Genomic DNA, 15,040 nt, shown 5'->3' with positions numbered 1-15,040 from the left:
CACGGCCCCGGCCGGTGGCCCGCGCCCAATGAAACGAGCTTTAAGGATCAAGCCCTTGCGCGAAAGCTCCCCGGCCCCCACCGGCCACCAGCCCACAGGTGCGGCATGACCCCCTACGACGCCCTGATCGCTCCCTTCGTGGAGTTCGAATTCATGCGCCGGGCCGTCGTGGGCGTGTTCGCGCTGGCGCTGGGGGCCGGCCCGCTGGGCACCTTTCTGATGCTGCGGCGTATGTCGCTCACCGGCGATGCCATGGCCCATGCGATCCTGCCGGGGGCCGCCATCGGCTTTCTGCTGGCGGGGCTGAACCTTTATGCCATGAGCCTCGGCGGCATGGTGGCCGGGCTGCTGGTGGCGGTGGGGGCCGGCGTGGTGGCGCGCGCCACGGAGCTGAAGGAAGACGCCTCGCTCGCCGCCTTCTACCTCATCTCGCTGGCGCTGGGCGTGCTCATCGTCTCGCTGCGTGGATCGAACGTGGACCTGCTGCATGTGCTGTTCGGCACCGTGCTCGGCATCGACGACGCAACCCTGCTCCTCATCGCCGGCATCACCACGGCGACCCTCTTCACCCTGGCCGTCATCTGGCGGCCGCTGGTGATGGATTGCGTGGACCCCACCTTCCTGGCGTCCGTGAGCCGTTCCGGCGGGGTCAGCCACATCGCCTTCCTGGCGCTGGTGGTGCTGAACCTCGTAGGTGGCTTCCATGCCCTCGGCACGCTGCTGGCGGTGGGGCTCATGATGCTGCCCGCCGCCACCGCCCGTTTCTTCGTGCGCGATCTCAGCGCGCTGGTGGCGCTGTCCACCCTCATCGCGTTCCTGAGCGGGCTCGTGGGCCTGCTCGTCTCCTACCACCTCGGCACGCCCTCCGGTCCGTCCATCATCCTGGTGGCGGGCGCGGCCTACGGCTGCGCGGTGGTGTTCGGCCCGGCGGGCGGGGTGCTGTCGCGCCTTCTGCCCGGACGCCATCTTGAAGCCTGAAAGGAAGCCTCGATGCTCTCCAGACGTCTTGTCCTCGCGGCCACTCTGGCCTCCGCTCTCGGCGCATTCGCCGCCAGCGCCCCCGCCTTCGCCCAGAGCGATGCCGGCGCCGCCAAACTGCCGGTGGTCGCCTCCTTCTCCATCCTCGGTGATTTCGTGAAGCAGGTGGGTGGCGACCGCATCGCGCTGACCACCATCGTCGGCCCCAACGGCGACAGCCACGTCTACCAGCCGACCCCGGCCGACGCGAAGAAGCTCGCGGCGGCCAAGGTCGTCTTCGTCAACGGTCTCGGCTTTGAAGGCTGGATGGACCGCCTCATCAAGGCTTCCGGCACCAAGGCCGCGGTCGTGGTGGCCACCAATGGCATCACCCCGCGCACCCGCACCGCCACCGAGCCCCAGGAAGACGAGGACGAGCACGGCAAAGGCCACGACAAGGGCCATAAGGACGCGCACGCTCACGACCACGGCCCGATCGATCCGCACGCTTGGCAGTCCATCTCCAATGCCAAGGTCTATGTGGACAACATCCGCGACGGCCTGATCGCCGCTGATCCGGCCGGCAAGGACACCTATACCGCCAACGCCGCCGCCTACACCGCCAAGCTCGACGCCCTCGAAGGCGAGGCCAAGGCCGCCATGGCGGCGATTCCGCCGGCTCAGCGGCGCATCATCACGTCCCATGATGCGTTCGGCTATTTCGGTGATGCCTATGGCGTCACCCTGATCGCACCCGAGGGCGTTTCCACCGAGAGCGAAGCCTCTGCCAAGGACGTGGCGCGCATCATCCGGCAGATCAAGGCGCAGAAGATCCCGGCCGTGTTCCTGGAGAACGTGACCGACCCCCGCCTCGTGGAGCGCATCGCCAAGGAAAGCGGCGCCAAGATCGGCGGCGAGCTCTATACCGACGCGCTCTCCGATGACAAAGGCCCCGCGACCACCTACATCCTGATGATCCAGTCCAACCTGCGGACGCTCTCCTCGGCCCTGTCGAGCTGAGCTGAGGGGCGGACCAAAGAGATTTCACCACGCGGAGCCTTTCCGCGACACTCCCGCGACGCCCGGTCTCAGCCGGGCGTCCGCTCATTCAGGTGTGAGCCATGGCAGACACGCAGTCCGACAAGATCCCCGTGACCGTCCTCACCGGCTATCTCGGCGCGGGCAAGACAACCTTGCTCAACCGCATCCTCTCGCAGCCCCACGGCAAGAAATTTGCCGTGATCGTCAACGAGTTCGGCGAGATCGGCATCGACAACGACCTCGTGGTGGGCGCCGACGAGGAAGTGTTCGAGATGAACAACGGCTGCATCTGCTGCACCGTGCGCGGCGACCTGATCCGCGTCATCGACGGGCTGCTGCGGCGCAAGGGTGACTTCGACGGCATCATCATCGAGACCACGGGCCTTGCCGACCCCGCTCCCGTGGCCCAGACCTTTTTCGTGGACGAGGAAGTGCAGGCCAAGACCCGCCTTGACGCGGTGGTGACGGTGGCCGACGCCAAATGGCTCTCGGACCGGCTGAAGGATGCGCCCGAGGCGAAGAACCAGGTGGCCTTCGCCGACGTGATCCTGCTCAACAAGACCGATCTCGTGACCCCCGCCGAGCTGAATGAGGTGGAGGCCCGCATTCGCGGCATCAACCCCTATGCCAAGCTCTACCGCACCCAGAAATCAGAGATCGACATCGCCAAGGTGCTGAACCAGGGCGCCTTCGACCTCGACCGCATCCTGGAGATCGAGCCCGCCTTCCTGGAAGAGGACGAGCACGACCACCATCACCACGACCATGAGCACGGGCCCGATTGCGGCTGCGGGCACGATCACGACCATGAGCACCACCACGGCCTCCACGCCGTGCACGACAGCGAGATGCAGTCGGTGTCGTTTTCCACCGACAAGCCGCTCAACCCGGAGAAGTTTTTCCCCTGGGTGCAGCAGCTGGTGGCCACCGAAGGCCCCAACATCCTGCGCTCCAAGGGTATTTTGTCGTTCAAGGACGACCCGGACCGGTTCGTGTTCCAGGGCGTCCACATGATCCTCGACGGCGACCACCAGCGGCCCTGGAAGGCCGACGAGACGCGGGCGAGCCGCATTGTCTTCATCGGCCGCAAGCTCGATGCGGAATGGCTGAAGAACGGCTTCCTCTCCTGCGAGGCATGACGTAGGGTTATACCTTATCCAGGTGCGGCGGACCGTCCATATTGCGGTCTGCCGCACGGGAGCGCACCTTTAAGCGCACCCTTGGGTGAACGGCGCGTGCGCTCGCGTGGCCCGACCCGAGCCCGGAAGGAGGCCCCATGTCCGACCCTGTACTCGCCCCCTTGGAGCGGGCGCACGACCATGCGGTCGAGGCCCAGATTCTCGACTTTTCCGGCCCCTTCGATCTCGCCTGCGATGATGACGACGAGAGCGACGATGCTCCCGCGGGGGATCTTGGCGCCGACGCATTGGTTCAGAAGCTCCTCCCGGTCTCGTTCGCCGATCGCGGCTTTCTGCTGCCGGATGCCCGCTCCGCCGGCCGGTTCGTCCTCCAGACCATCCGCGGGGCGCAGCAGGCCATGGGCCGGGCCAAGCGCAAGCGGCTGATCTATTGCGCCGGACCGGAAAGCGCGCCCCTGCCCGAGGGCTTCGCCGGTGATGACGCACTCGACATCCTCGCCACCGATGATCCCGGCACCATCCTTGCCGCCATCACGCCCAAGACGGCGGGCATCCTGATCGCGCCGCTGCGCACCACCCCGACCATGGAGATCCCCTCGCGCGGGCTGCTGGCGGTGCTGCGCGAGACCACGGACGATTACGGCATCGTGCTCGCCTTCGACGAAACCGCGAGCGGCCTATGCCGTACCGGCATGATCTGGGCCTATGAATGGACCGGCGTGACGCCCGACCTGATGATCGTCGGCTCCGGTCTTGCGGGCGCCGCGCCCCTCGCGGCCGTGCTCACCACCGAAAAGGTGGCGCGTGGCGCCGCCCGGCCCGACGCGGTGGATGCGGCATCGCTGGCTCTTGCCCACGCGCGGGCGGATCGCCTGCTCGCGCCGGACTTCGCGCCCGAGGTCCAAAGCCGCTCCTGGATGTTGGAAGATCGCTTGGCCGCGCTTTCCCATCGGCATCGGGCGATCTTCACCGCCGTGGTCGGCCAAGGCCTGGCACAGGGGCTTGTCTGTGCGTCTGATGCCGCGCCGCTCGCCCGGCGCGCGGCCGACGCCGGGCTTCTGACCCGCCCCATGGGGTCGGTGCTCGGCCTGTTCCCGTCACTGACCGTGACCGAGGCGGAGATCGATGCGGCCACGGCCATCCTGACCCGGATCGCCGAAGAGGAGGGTCAACCGGCGGCATAGGCCGGGCAGGGCACCACCGGTGCGGCGACCGCCCGTGGCGCGAAGACGCGCCCGATGCCGATGAGGACCGGATCGTCGTGGCCGATGGCGGCCATCCCATCCGCCAGTTCGGCCAGAGGTCCGCTCCATCTGCGCTCGTTGGCGCGGCTGACATTGGCGGCGATCACCACCGGAGTCGTCGGCGCCATGCCCGCGCCCAGCAGACGCGTGGCGATCTCGGGCGCGGTGCGGCCACCCATGTAGAACACGGTGGTGGTGGCAGGGTCGGCCACGGACCGCCAATCGATGGTGTCCGGCAGCACCCCCTGGCGCGAATGGCCGGTGACGAAGCGCACCGCCTGCGCCGCGTCGCGATGGGTGAGCGAGGTGTTGAGGCCGGCGGCCAAGGCGCTGGCGGTGGTGATGCCGGGCACCACGCGCACCGGAATGCCGGCCGCCTCCAGCGCCGCGATCTCCTCGCCGGCCCGCCCGAACACGGACGGGTCGCCGGCCTTGAGCCGCACCACCCGCTTGCCCTGCCGCGCGAAGCGCAGCATGAGCGCGTTGATCTCCTCCTGCCGACAACTCTCGCGGCCACCGCGCTTGCCCACCAGCATGCGCTTCGCCTCGCGCCGCGCGAGCTCCAGAAGCTCCGGCGACACCAAATCGTCGAACAGGATCACGTCCGCCGACTGGAGCGCGCGCATGCCCTTCAAGGTGAGGTATTCCGGATCACCGGGCCCGGCGCCCACGAGCGTCACGGAACCCCCTTCCGTTCCCGGCCGCGCGTCCGGCCAGGCGCCTTCCTCCGGACCACCGGTAGCCGTGAAGGCGCGCTCGGCGAACGTCTCCCAAAAGCGCCGTCGTTCGGCGGCGGATGGCCGAAGGGCTGCCACGCGTTGGCGGATGCGCCCCGCAAGCGCGCCCCACGCGGCCAGATGGCGCGGCAGCAGGGTCTCGATCCGGCGGCGGATGGCCTGCCCCAGCACCGGCGCGGCGCCATCGGTGGAAATGCCCACCACCACCGGAGAGCGGTTGACGATGGAGCCGAACTGGAAGGCGCACAGGGCCGGCTGATCGATGACATTGGCGGCCACGCCCGCGCGCCGCGCGGCGGCAGCGAACGCCTCCGCCTCCGGCGGGTCGAGGTCCGCCACCGCCACGGCGAAGGCGCCGAGCGTCGCATCCCGCCACGAGGCGCCGGCACGAACCGCCCGCCCCTCCGCCACCAGGGCCGCCATGGCCTCGCTCAATATGGCGGCGTGAACCTCGACACGGGCACCCGCCGCGTGGAGCAGTTCCGCCTTCCAGGCCGCCGCGTCGGAGCCGCCGGCGACCAGCGCGCTTTTCCCGTTCAGGCGGAGAAAGACGGGAAGAACCGCGAGCGGCTCCACCCGCGCGGGATGAAGAGTGGTGGCGGCACCATCGTTGGCCGCGGTGGCATGGACCATGGCACCCTCCTATTCCGCCGCGACGGCTGGCTGTGGCGGGGCATCAAGGGCGAGGAACAAGGCGCCCCCCTCGTTGCGCACCGGCATGGCGCGGGCCTGCCCCTCGTCGGCCCCCTGCGCGAGGCCGCTGTCCAGGCCAATGTTCCAATTGTGGAGCGGACAGGTGACAAAATGGCCATGGACGATGCCCACTGAGAGCGGCCCACCCTTGTGCGGGCAGCGGTCCTCCAGGGCGAACACGGCGTCATCCGCGGTGCGGAACACCGCGATCCGTCCCTTCGGGGTGGTGACGCAGCGCGCCCCCCGGCGTGGGATATCGTCGATGTGGCCGATGGCGATCCAAATCACGTCTGTGCAGGTCATGTCTGCACAGGTCGTATCGGTCCAAGTCGTATCGGTCATCTTGCGCCCCCTATTCCGCTGCCTCGGCGATGACCGCCATGGGCTTGAACTCGTGCTTGTCCTTGCCGGACACCCGTTCCGACCACGGATCGACCTGGGCGAATGCCTGGCTGAACACGAAGCGCTCGAAATAACCCTGGCGCTTTTCGGCATCGTCCATGATCTGGGCGCGGATCGTTTCGGTGCCGATACGCTTCGCCCATTTGTAGATGCGCTCCAAATACCGGGCCTGCTCACGGTACATCTGGGTAAGCGCCACCACATGCTCGAGCGCCTCGTCCTCGGTCTTCACGGTACCGAGGATTTCCGTGCCCTTGATCTCCAGGCCGGCGGCCCCCGCGAAATGGATCTCGTAGCCCGACTCCACGCAGATGATGCCGATGTCCTTGCAGGTGGATTCCGCGCAATTGCGCGGGCAGCCGGACACCGCGAGCTTCACCTTCGCCGGCGTCCACGAGCCCCACATGAACTTTTCAAGGCGAATGCCGAGCCCGGTGGAATCCTGGGTGCCGAACCGACACCATTGCGACCCCACGCAGGTCTTCACCGTGCGCAGCCCCTTGGCATAGGCTTGGCCCGAGACGAAGCCCGCCTTGCCCAGATCGGCCCAGACCGCCGGCAGGTCCTCCTTCACGATGCCCAGGAGGTCGATGCGCTGGCCACCGGTGACCTTCACCATGGGAATGGCGAACTTGTCCACCACATCGGCGATGGCGCGCAGCTCGTGGGCGGAGGTCACCCCGCCCCACATCCGCGGCACCACCGAATAGGTGCCGTCCTTCTGGATGTTGGCGTGCAGGCGCTCATTGACGAAGCGGGACTGGTAATCGTCCGCATAATCGTCCGGATATTCACACACGAGATAGTAATTGAGCGCCGGCCGGCACTTGGCGCAGCCGCAGGAGGTCTTCCACTCCAGTTCCTGCATCACCTCCGGAATGGATTTCAGCCCCTTGGCCCGGATCAGGCGGCGCACATCATCGTGTCCGAGATCGGTGCAGCCACACACTGCCTCCACCGCCGCCGGGCGGTAGGCCTCGCCCAGGGTCAGGGCCATCACCTGCTCCACGAGGCCGGTGCACGAGCCGCAGGAGGCGGAGGCCTTGGTGTGGGCGCGCACCTCCGCCAGCGTGGTCAATCCCTTGGCGGTGATGGCGGCAACGATCCTGCCCTTGGAGATGCCGTTGCAGCCGCAGATTTCCGCATCGTCCGCGAGCGCCGCCACCGCTGCGCCCGGCGCCTGGACCCCGCACCCGCCCGCAAGCGCGCCCTGCACCGCCTGGCCAAAGATGAGCGTGTCACGCAGATGCGAGACATCAAGGCCCCGCTTCAGCATGTCGAAATACCAGGGGCCATCGGCGACGTCCCCATACATCACCGCGCCGATGATGCGGTTCTCGTTCAGCACCAGACGCTTGTAGACGCCGGCCGCGGCATCGCGCAGAACCACCTCCTCGCGACCTGGACCGTCCGCGAAATCGCCGGCGGAAAAGAGGTTCACGCCGGTAACCTTGAGCTTGGTGGAGGTCACCGAGCCCTGATATTCTCCCTGCCCGCCCGACAGCCTGTCGGCCAGCACCTTGGCGCTTTCGTAGAGGGGGGCCACGAGGCCGTAGCACTGGCCGCGATGCTCGGCACATTCGCCCAGCGCAAAGATCGCCGGGTCCGACGTCCGCATGCCATCATCCACCACCACGCCACGGTTGACGGTGAGGCCCGCTTCCTTCGCGAGGCGCGCCGAGGGACGGATACCCACCGCCATCACCACCAGATCGGCGGGCAGCACCCGCCCATCCGCGAGCGCCACGCCCTCCGCCTTCCCCTGACCCAGGATGGCCTTGGTGTTGGCCTGGGTCAGGATGGAGATGTCGCGCTCCGTGAGCGCCTTTTCCAGGAGATAGGCCGCCGCCGGATCAAGCTGGCGCTCCATGATGGTCGGCATGAGGTGCACCACGCTCACCGCCATGCCCCGGCGCCGCAGCCCATAGGCCGCCTCCAGCCCCAGGAGCCCGCCGCCGATCACCACCGCCCGCCCGCCCTGCTTGGCGATTTCGAGCATGCGCAAGACATCATCCAGGTCGCGATAGGCAACGACGCCGGGCAGGTCCGCACCCGGCACCGGGAGAATGACCGGCGCCGAGCCGGTGGCGATCACCAGCTTGTCGTAGGCGGCGGTGACGCCGTTGGCCGCCGTCACGGTCTTGGCGGCGCGGTCAATGCGCGTCACCCGCGCGCCCTTGTGAAGGGTGATGCCGTGATAGGCGTACCAGCCCTCGTCGTGGATGATGATGTCCGCGTAGTCCTTCTCGCCGGAGAGCACGGGGGAAAGCATGATGCGGTCGTAATTGACACGCGGCTCGGCGTTGAAAATGGTGACGTCGTAAAGACCTGGGGCCTTTTCGAGCAACTCTTCCAGCATCCGGCCGGGGGCCATGCCGTTGCCGATGATGACGAGCTTCTGGGTCATGGATCTCACTCCGCGGCGCGGGATTGCCGGGCGATGCGCGCCGCCCGCTTGTCCTGGATCGCCTCAAGCTGCTCGGGCGCCGGGTTCGCGCCGCCCTCGTAGGCTTCCAGGAAGTCGAGCAGCTCTTCGCGATAGGCGTAGTAATCGGGGTGGGAGAGGAGCGCCTTGCGGCTGCGCGGGCGCGGCAGATCCACCTTCATGATGTTGCCGATCTTCGCCTTCGGCCCGTTGGACATCATCACCACCCGGTCGGCGAGCAGAATGGCTTCGTCCACATCGTGGGTGACGCAAATGGCGGTGACCTTGGTGCGCGCCCACACCTCCATCAGCACATCCTGAAGTTCCCAGCGGGTCAGGCTGTCCAGCATGCCGAACGGCTCGTCGAGCAGCAGCAGCTTGGGCGACAAAGCGAAGGCCCGGGCGATGCCCACCCGTTGCTTCATGCCGTTGGAAAGATCGGCCGCCAGCCGATGCATGGCCTCGCCCAGACCCACGCGCTGGAGATAATATTCGACGATGTCGCAGCGCTCGGCCGGCGTTGCGTCCGGATAGACCTTGTTCACCCCCAGCGCCACATTCTCCCGTGCCGTCAGCCACGGCATGAGGGAGGGGGCCTGGAACACCACCGCCCGGTCTGGCCCTGCCCCCGACACCTCGCGCCCGTCGAGCACGATGCCGCCGGAAGAGATCTCATTCAGCCCCGCCGCCATGGACAGAACCGTGGACTTGCCGCAGCCCGAATGGCCAATGATGGAAATGAACTCGCCCTTGTTGATCTTCAGGTCGAAACCATCGACCACGGTCAGCGGCCCCTTGGGCGTCGGATAAACCTTGCGAAGCTCGAAGAACTCGACATAGCGCTTCTCGATGGGCGAGGTGGCGCGCTTGGCATAGGCCGCCGGCAGCTTCTCCGCCTGCGCCTTTTGGGTGATGGGCACCACTTTCGGAAGCGTGATCGGGCTGCGCCCATCCCCCCCGCGCCGGGCACCGAGGTCGAGCAGGTACGCCGTCACCTCGGCCCGGATGCGGATGAAATCGGCGTCCGAATTCATGGCGCTGCGCGCGCGCGGACGCGGCATGTTCACCGGGAAGGAGCGCCCGAGGGTGGCTTCGGGACCGGGGGTCAACGGCAGGATGCGATCCGCCAGCAGGATCGCCTCGTCCACATCGTTGGTGATGAGGACGATTGTTTTCTTCTCCCGCTCGCAGATGGCGGCAAATTCGTCCTGGAGCTTGGCACGGGTGAGCGCATCGAGGGCCGAGAGCGGCTCGTCGAGCAGCAGCACGTCCGGACGCATGGCGAGCGCGCGCGCCACCGATACGCGCTGGCGCATGCCGCCCGAAAGCTCCGCGGGCTTCCTGTCCCTGGCATGGGCAAGGCCCACCATGTCGATATAACGCGCGGCGATCTCCCGCCGCTCCGCCTTGGGCAGCGCCTTGTGCACGGCCTCCACGGCCAGGGCCACGTTGGCCTCCACCGAGAGCCACGGCATCAGCGCGTAGTTCTGGAACACAACGCCCCGCGCCGGTGACGGACCGCTCACCGGCAGGCCCTTGAAGCGCACCTCTCCGGCATCCGGCGAGGCCAGACCGCTCAGCAGCGAGATGAGCGTGGACTTGCCCGAGCCGGAGAAGCCCACGATGGCGATGAACTCACCCTCGTGCACCTGAAGGTCGATCCCGGCCAGCACCGCATTGCGGGCCTCGCCCACCCCATAGCCCTTGGCGAGCCCGCGGGCTTCGAGCACGGGAGCATCCGGGCGCGCCTGGAACTGCGTCATGTTCCGGCCCTCAACGGTTCGAGGAGAAGGTGAAGGCGGACTGCAACGCGTACATCAGCCGGTCGAGCGCGAAGCCGATGATGCCGATGGTGAACACCGCCACCATGATGCGCGCCAGCGAGGAGGAAGAGCCGTTCTGGAACTCATCCCACACGAACTTTCCAAGGCCGGGGTTCTGCGCCAGCATCTCGGCGGCGATCAGCACCATCCAGCCCACCCCCAGCGACAGCCGCAGCCCGGTGAAGATCAGCGGCAGGGCCGAGGGGAGCACCAGCTTGCGGATGGTGGTGAAGGTGGACAACTGGAGCACCTTCCCGACGTTCACCAGATCCTTGTCGATGGAGGCGACGCCCAGCGCCGTGTTGATGATGGTCGGCCACAGGGAGCACAGCGTCACCGTGACCGCCGAGATCACCATGGACTTCGGCAACAGATCCGACGGATTGAGATACACCGCCGACACCACCATGGTGACGATCGGCAGCCAGGCCAGCGGCGACACCGGCTTGAAGATCTGGATGAGCGGATTGATGGCTCCGTTGAAAGTCTGCGACAGGCCGCAGGCAATGCCGACTGGAATGGCGATGAGGGTGCCGATGAAGAAGCCCAGCCCCACCGTGATGAGCGATGTGAAGATCTGGTCCACATAGGTCGGCCGGCCCGTATAGGCGCGCACCTTCACCTGATCGCCCTTGCCCTGGGCGATCAGGGCCGCGTTGCGGGCGTCCTGCCGGGCGTAGAAATCCGCCGCCTTCCGGCGCTCGGCCACATGGTCGGCAAAGAGCGCGCGGGCCTGGTCCAGCACCGCCACCGGGCCGGGAATGGCGCCGAGCGAGGTCTGAACCTTGGGCGCCAGGACCGCCCACACCGCCAGGAACACCAGGATGCCAGCCAGCGGCACCAGCAGCACCCGCTTCAACGCACCGAGCTGCTCGGAAACATTGTCGCCGGCCGCGATCTTCACGAGCGGCACCACAAAGCCGAGCCCCAGCACACTGAGCCAGCCCGACGCGCGATTGATGACCTGAAAGACCTTCTCCCGGCGCGCCGCCTTGGCGCGAGCGCCCTTGAAGGTGTCGGAAACATGGGACATGGGTTGCCTCCTCGCCTTGCGCGCTCAGCCGCCGGTGATCTGATTGCCTTCGACCTTCTGGTTGCCCTTCAGGCCAATGGGCAGGGAGTCGATGTAGGCATTTGGCTTTTTGCCGTCATAACTGACGCCATCGATGAATTCTGAGGTCGCGGGCTTGTATCCGTCCGTGCCGAATGGAAACTCATCTTTCTTCGCCTTGCCTTCTTCAACGAGACTCTCGGCAGCCTTCATGTAGATTTCGGGTTTGTAGACATCCTTCGCGGTCTGGGCATACCAGGCGTCCGGCTTCTGCTCCGGGATCTGGCCCCAGCGGCGCATCTGGGTGAGAGACCAGACGGCATCTGAATAAAAGGGATAGGTCGCGTTGTAGCGGAAGAAGACGTTGAAATCGGGCACCGGGCGCTTGTCCCCCTTCTCGTATTCGAAGGTTCCGGTCATGGAATTGGCGATAACCTTCGGATCGGCACCCACATATTCAGGCTTGGAGAGGATCTGCACCGCCTCCGCGCGGTTGGCGTTGTTGTTCTCATCCAGCCACCGGGCGGCGCGAATGAGGGCCTTCGTGAGGGCCAGCGTGGTGTTCGGATATTTCTGCGTGAACGCCTTGGTCAGGCCGAAGACTTTTTCCGGATTGTTTTTCCAGATTTCGTCATCGGTCACCACCGGCACGCCGATGCCCTTGAAGACGGCCGCCTGGTTCCAGGGCTCGCCGACGCAATAACCGACGATGGTGCCCGCCTCCAGCGTCGCCGGCATCTGTGGCGGCGGCGTCACGGACAGAAGAGCGTCCGCCTTGATCTGCCCGGAGACGTCGGTAGGCGAGTAATAGCCGGGGCTGATGCCGCCTGCCGCGAGCCAATAGCGCAGTTCGTAATTATGGGTGGAGACCGGGAACACCATGCCGAGATTGAACGGCTTGCCCTCCGCCTTGTACCGCTCCACCACCGGCTTGAGCGCGTCGGCCTTGATGGGGTGCTGCGGCTTGCCGTCCGGCCCCACCGGGATTTTCGGTTTCATCTCGTTCCACACCGCATTGGAGACGGTGATGGCGTTGCCGTTCAGATCCATGGAAAAGGGGGTGACGATGTCGGCCTTGGTGCCGAAGCCGATGGTGGCCGCCAGAGGCTGGCCCGCCAGCATGTGCGCCCCGTCCAGCTCGCCGGTGATGACACGGTCGAGCAAAACCTTCCAATTGGCCTGGGGCTCCAGGGTCACATAAAGCCCCTCGTCCTCGAAGAAGCCCTTTTCCTTGGCGATGGCCAGCGGCGCCATGTCGGTGAGCTTGATGAAGCCCAGCTTCAGCTCGTCCTTCTCCACCGGCAGCGAACCGGCGACCGCCGGCGCGGCGAAGCTCACCATCACCGCCAGCGAGGAGAGAAGGAAGAAGCGCTTCGTTACGGCATCGGTCATCGGTACCCATCTCGAACTTAGGGGATGCCCCGGTGGAGGCGGTGGCCCGCGAACGCGGGAGCGAAAAAGCAAAAAGCCGCAAAACCGGCTCCAGGCCCCGAATGGGACTTGTGCGGTTTGGCGGCTTTGCCAGGATGCCCGTCGTTGGGCACCAAATATTGGGATGAGCTACTCAACCATGCTTATTCTCAGTCTGCAACAGCTATGAGGGTGCGATGCGGCATTTGCCCTTCATTTGGTGCGCATGCTCGAAAAATGGACAGGCCGCGCTCACCCGCCGCGCACATCCGGCACCCGCGCCGCCATCTGCTCACGGATATAATCGTCGATCCGGTCGGGATCGAAGATATGGCCATCGAAGAATCCGTCCGGCCCCAGCACCAGGCTGGAATTGGCGGCGCCGACCGGGGTCGGTGCCAGCAGCGCGCCCTCCACCTTCAGATTGGCGCCGGGCAAGGGCGCGCCGAGGCCGCGCAAGGCCCGCCGATAGAGATCCGGCCGGTAGGAATCGCGCGCGATCAGGGTGTTGTGGGGCGAATGGCTGCAATAGCCCCAGCGCACCATCTGGCTGTAAAACCACAGGGCATGGCTCTGCCACGGAAAGGTTGCGGCCTTGGCGGCGGTGAGGAAAAAGTCGTCCACGGTGATGATGCGCCCCGGCGCCACCTCCATGGCTCCGGTCAGGCCGGTCATCAGCAATTGCGGGTCCACATCGAGGAAGCGCGGGGCGGCGAGAATGCGGGCGAGCTCGGCATGGTTGCCCTTGTCCGCGCACCACAGGGCCGCCCGATAGAGCGCGCGCACGAAGGCGTCGAGGGCGGCGGGATTGTCCTCCGCCCACGGCCGCGACACGCCCAGAACCTTTTCCGGACTGGACCGCCAGATGCGCGCCTTCACGGTGGCAAGCCGGCCCGCGCCCCAGCGCACGGCCGCGGTGTTCCAGGGTTCTCCGGCGCAAAAGCCGTCGATCTGGCCGTCGGCGAGGGCCGCCGGCATCTGCGGCGGCGGCAGCACCACGATTTCCACGTCCCGGTCCGGGTCGATGCCACAGGCGGCAAGCCAGAAACGCAGCTCGAAATTGTGCCCGGAGAAGGAATAGACGACGCCGAACCGCAGCGCCGGCAGCCCCCGCCCCCGCCGCGCCACGACAACCGCCTTCAAGGCCCGGCCCACGACGCCCGCATCCAGCGTCTCCACCGCGCCCGCCTGCTCCAGTTCGTGGGCCACCCCGTTGGAGACCGTCACCGCATTGCCCCCGAGCCCCATGGCGAAGGGCGCGATGAGCGACGGCGACAAGGGAAACAGGCCGAGATTGGCGGCGATCGGCATGGGCGCCAGGATGTGGGCCGCGTCGAGAGCGCCCACCGCGAGCCGGTCGCGGATGCTGCTCCAGGACGGCTCCCGGCGCAGCGCCACCACGAGCCCCTCCTCGCGGGCAAAGCCTTTCACCACCGCGCTCACCAGAATGGCGCTGTCGAGCAGCGGCACGAACCCCACGCGGATATCGGCATCCTCGGACATGGCTAGCCCTCCAGCAGTCCAGCCGCCATCACGAGGCTCTGGGCGATGTCGGCGATCTTGCGGTTCTGGTTCATGGCGGTGGTGCGCAAGAGCCTATAGGCCGCCTCTTCCGAAAGCCCGCGCGATTTCATGAGGATGGCCTTGGCCCGGTCGACCGTCTTGCGGTTCTCCAGCTCGGTGCGCGCCTCTTCCAGCTCCCGCGCCATGCGCGAGAAGGCGTTGAAGCGGCTGATGGCCATGTCGAGGATCGGCTTCACCCGCTCCTGCTTCAGGCCGTCCACCACATAAGCGGAGACGCCCGCCTCCACGGCCGCCTCGATGGCGGCGCGGTCGGAGCGGTCCACGAACATGGCAATCGGCCGCTGCACCGAGCGCGACAGCAGAAACATGCTCTCGAGCATGTCGCGATTGGGGTTTTCCAGGTCGATGACGATCACGTCGGGCGAGACGCGCTCGATGGTGCGCGCCACCCCCTGGATCTCGCGCACAACGCTCACTCGGACATGGCCGGCCGCGCGCAGCCCTTCCTCGATGATCTGCGCGCGGATGGCGTTTTCATCGATCACGAGAATGGAGAGATCCGCGTCACGCATCACGCCGTCCAGCCGGGGCACC

12 protein-coding genes are annotated in these 15,040 nt (G+C 66.8%); 4 read left to right on the top strand and 8 right to left on the bottom strand.

Annotation, left to right across the window (positions count from 1 at the left end):
- Positions 1 to 105 precede the first annotated feature (105 nt).
- The 4 genes from HUW53_RS07945 to HUW53_RS07930 all read left to right on the top strand — a co-directional run bounded on the left by HUW53_RS07945 (position 106) and on the right by HUW53_RS07930 (position 4,321).
- Positions 106 to 978: a metal ABC transporter permease gene (locus HUW53_RS07945; protein ID WP_237345217.1), complete on the top strand. Its 873-nt coding sequence runs from the start codon at positions 106 to 108 to the stop codon at positions 976 to 978.
- Positions 979 to 990: 12 nt separating this feature from the next.
- Positions 991 to 1,977 carry a metal ABC transporter substrate-binding protein gene (locus tag HUW53_RS07940; protein WP_237345216.1) on the top strand — a complete coding sequence of 329 codons (987 nt, stop codon included), beginning with the start codon at positions 991 to 993 and terminating at the stop codon, positions 1,975 to 1,977.
- A 101-nt stretch (positions 1,978 to 2,078) separates the two neighbouring features.
- Positions 2,079 to 3,137 carry a CobW family GTP-binding protein gene (locus HUW53_RS07935; protein ID WP_237345215.1) on the top strand — a complete coding sequence of 353 codons (1,059 nt, stop codon included), beginning with the start codon at positions 2,079 to 2,081 and terminating at the stop codon, positions 3,135 to 3,137.
- 137 nt (positions 3,138 to 3,274) lie between these two features.
- Positions 3,275 to 4,321 (top strand): aminotransferase class III-fold pyridoxal phosphate-dependent enzyme, encoded by a 1,047-nt coding sequence (locus HUW53_RS07930; protein ID WP_237345214.1) that lies wholly within the window; start codon positions 3,275 to 3,277, stop codon positions 4,319 to 4,321.
- On the opposite strand, the gene cysG is transcribed toward HUW53_RS07930, so the two are convergent.
- The 8 genes from cysG to HUW53_RS07890 form a co-directional block, all read right to left on the bottom strand.
- Positions 4,306 to 5,751, bottom strand: coding sequence for a siroheme synthase CysG (gene cysG, locus HUW53_RS07925; protein ID WP_237345213.1), 1,446 nt, complete (start codon positions 5,749 to 5,751; stop codon positions 4,306 to 4,308). The two genes, HUW53_RS07930 and cysG, sit on opposite strands and share 16 nt — an antisense overlap.
- Before the next feature lie 9 nt (positions 5,752 to 5,760).
- Complete coding sequence (gene nirD, locus HUW53_RS07920) at positions 5,761 to 6,153, bottom strand: nitrite reductase small subunit NirD (protein ID WP_237345212.1); 393 nt, start codon at positions 6,151 to 6,153, stop codon at positions 5,761 to 5,763.
- A 10-nt stretch (positions 6,154 to 6,163) separates the two neighbouring features.
- On the bottom strand, positions 6,164 to 8,620 hold the full coding sequence (gene nirB, locus HUW53_RS07915; RefSeq protein WP_237345211.1) for a nitrite reductase large subunit NirB: 2,457 nt from the start codon (positions 8,618 to 8,620) through the stop codon (positions 6,164 to 6,166).
- Positions 8,621 to 8,625: 5 nt separating this feature from the next.
- Positions 8,626 to 10,401, bottom strand: a complete 1,776-nt coding sequence (locus HUW53_RS07910; protein ID WP_237345210.1) for an ABC transporter ATP-binding protein — start codon at positions 10,399 to 10,401, stop codon at positions 8,626 to 8,628.
- Between the two features lie 10 nt (positions 10,402 to 10,411).
- Positions 10,412 to 11,494: an ABC transporter permease gene (locus HUW53_RS07905; RefSeq protein WP_237345209.1), complete on the bottom strand. Its 1,083-nt coding sequence runs from the start codon at positions 11,492 to 11,494 to the stop codon at positions 10,412 to 10,414.
- Between the two features lie 24 nt (positions 11,495 to 11,518).
- On the bottom strand, positions 11,519 to 12,853 hold the full coding sequence (locus HUW53_RS07900; protein WP_237345281.1) for a CmpA/NrtA family ABC transporter substrate-binding protein: 1,335 nt from the start codon (positions 12,851 to 12,853) through the stop codon (positions 11,519 to 11,521).
- Positions 12,854 to 13,174: 321 nt separating this feature from the next.
- Positions 13,175 to 14,425 (bottom strand): CmpA/NrtA family ABC transporter substrate-binding protein, encoded by a 1,251-nt coding sequence (locus tag HUW53_RS07895; RefSeq protein WP_237345208.1) that lies wholly within the window; start codon positions 14,423 to 14,425, stop codon positions 13,175 to 13,177.
- Positions 14,426 to 14,427: 2 nt separating this feature from the next.
- Positions 14,428 to 15,018, bottom strand: a complete 591-nt coding sequence (locus tag HUW53_RS07890) for an ANTAR domain-containing response regulator (RefSeq protein WP_237345207.1) — start codon at positions 15,016 to 15,018, stop codon at positions 14,428 to 14,430.
- Positions 15,019 to 15,040 lie beyond the last annotated feature (22 nt).

The sequence above is a fragment of the Xanthobacter agilis genome (assembly GCF_021730435.1).
Taxonomy (GTDB): Bacteria; Pseudomonadota; Alphaproteobacteria; order Rhizobiales; family Xanthobacteraceae; genus Xanthobacter; species Xanthobacter agilis.
This window is presented reverse-complemented; position numbering and strand designations above follow the sequence as displayed.

What these genes read in the sequence shown, in the direction of transcription:
- HUW53_RS07895 (WP_237345208.1), bottom strand. Translation starts at nt 14,425, where the DNA reads ATGTCCGAGGATGCCGATATCCGCGTGGGGTTCGTGCCGCTGCTCGAC.
- nirD (WP_237345212.1), bottom strand. Translation starts at nt 6,153, where the DNA reads ATGACCGATACGACTTGGACCGATACGACCTGTGCAGACATGACCTGC.
- HUW53_RS07905 (WP_237345209.1), bottom strand. Translation starts at nt 11,494, where the DNA reads ATGTCCCATGTTTCCGACACCTTCAAGGGCGCTCGCGCCAAGGCGGCG.
- HUW53_RS07890 (WP_237345207.1), bottom strand. Translation starts at nt 15,018, where the DNA reads ATGCGTGACGCGGATCTCTCCATTCTCGTGATCGATGAAAACGCCATC.
- HUW53_RS07945 (WP_237345217.1), top strand. Translation starts at nt 106, where the DNA reads ATGACCCCCTACGACGCCCTGATCGCTCCCTTCGTGGAGTTCGAATTC.
- cysG (WP_237345213.1), bottom strand. Translation starts at nt 5,751, where the DNA reads ATGGTCCATGCCACCGCGGCCAACGATGGTGCCGCCACCACTCTTCAT.
- nirB (WP_237345211.1), bottom strand. Translation starts at nt 8,620, where the DNA reads ATGACCCAGAAGCTCGTCATCATCGGCAACGGCATGGCCCCCGGCCGG.
- HUW53_RS07940 (WP_237345216.1), top strand. Translation starts at nt 991, where the DNA reads ATGCTCTCCAGACGTCTTGTCCTCGCGGCCACTCTGGCCTCCGCTCTC.
- HUW53_RS07930 (WP_237345214.1), top strand. Translation starts at nt 3,275, where the DNA reads ATGTCCGACCCTGTACTCGCCCCCTTGGAGCGGGCGCACGACCATGCG.
- HUW53_RS07900 (WP_237345281.1), bottom strand. Translation starts at nt 12,853, where the DNA reads ATGGTGAGCTTCGCCGCGCCGGCGGTCGCCGGTTCGCTGCCGGTGGAG.
- HUW53_RS07910 (WP_237345210.1), bottom strand. Translation starts at nt 10,401, where the DNA reads ATGACGCAGTTCCAGGCGCGCCCGGATGCTCCCGTGCTCGAAGCCCGC.
- HUW53_RS07935 (WP_237345215.1), top strand. Translation starts at nt 2,079, where the DNA reads ATGGCAGACACGCAGTCCGACAAGATCCCCGTGACCGTCCTCACCGGC.